The sequence below is a fragment of the Mesorhizobium sp. M4B.F.Ca.ET.203.01.1.1 genome (assembly GCF_004791025.1).
In the GTDB taxonomy this organism is placed as follows: domain Bacteria; phylum Pseudomonadota; class Alphaproteobacteria; order Rhizobiales; family Rhizobiaceae; genus Mesorhizobium; species Mesorhizobium abyssinicae.
Genome location: NZ_SRUO01000018.1, coordinates 1 through 979 on the forward strand (window position 1 = coordinate 1; position 979 = coordinate 979).

At 61.6% G+C, this 979-nt stretch carries 1 protein-coding gene and 3 pseudogenes; 2 read left to right on the forward strand and 2 right to left on the reverse strand.

From position 1 onward, the window contains the following. The coding region (locus tag EN846_RS27775; RefSeq protein ID WP_135913840.1) for a transposase domain-containing protein at positions 1-114 on the forward strand (114 nt) is incomplete at its 5' end. 20 nt (positions 115-134) lie between these two features. Here EN846_RS27775 and EN846_RS35990 read toward each other — a convergent pair. Then, positions 135-382, reverse strand: a pseudogene (locus EN846_RS35990) (IS5/IS1182 family transposase); the annotation flags it as partial. A gap of 205 nt (positions 383-587) precedes the next feature. On the opposite strand from EN846_RS35990, the pseudogene EN846_RS35995 reads away from it, so the two are divergent. Then, a pseudogene (locus tag EN846_RS35995) lies at positions 588-759 on the forward strand (ISL3 family transposase); the annotation flags it as partial. Between the two features lie 74 nt (positions 760-833). On the opposite strand, the pseudogene EN846_RS27780 reads toward EN846_RS35995, so the two are convergent. Further along, positions 834-979: pseudogene (locus EN846_RS27780) on the reverse strand (transposase); the annotation flags it as partial.

Genomic DNA, 979 nt, shown 5'->3' on the forward strand with positions numbered 1-979 from the left:
GGCTATCTCGCCGATGTCCTCACCAGGATCGTCAATGGCCACCCGAACAGCCAGATCGACGACCTGCTGCCCTGGGCCTACATCCCGGCTCCCGAACTCAGGGCCGTGGCCTGAGAACAGCGCTTACACACGGTGCAGCCGATGGCGACTTCGGTCTGCTGAACGGAACAGGCCGTGGCCCGCAAACGCCGCCCGATGATCGACTTTTATCGGCCTATTCCGGTCTCGGAGCGAGTATTTATGCCGTAGCGATTGGAGGCCTGCCATTTCATCCGGCCGTCTCTGCTGATTACGGCGATATGCTGGTCCCTTTGGCCGAAGGTCGATCGTCGGTCAGTTCGACCACGTTGACTCGAGGGGGAATGACGATGGCGACAGCCGCGCGCTGTGATCTCGCCGCTGTCGGCATCCCGTGCAAGATGTAGCTTGCGGCGGCTACGACAGGTTGCAGGATCACGGACGGTGCGAATAGGTTCATAGAGTCGACCAGGCCCAGTCGTGGACAGGAAGTCTCCCGGTGAAGATCCGGCGCGGCATTGTGAATTCGCGCATCGTAACCGTCGTGCGTGGAGCCGGATTTCTCCCTTGCAGCAGGCATCGGCCGCGACATTGAGGCTGTCCGGGTGGCAATCACCCGGCCCTGGAGCAAGCGCTCGGTCGAAGGCCAGATCGCCAGATCAACCGCGTCAAGATGATCAAGCGTCGGATGTACGGGCGCGCCGCCTACACATTCGGAGCCGACTGCTGGCAGCCGCCTGACCCAACCGGACAAGCGACACTCGAAAAGCAGTCCCTGCACGAGTATGCGGAAGACCCCACTTGTCGCGCTATACGCGACGGTTCAGGGTGCTATGATCGGGACAGCGAGCGTCTGCCCCATCAGCTGCAGCACCGATTCCAGCAAGCCTTCTGCCTGGTCAGCCGCAGCCCAAACACAAGGCCCAGCGTCAAGGTGGTCTCGATCGCCAGATCAGAATAG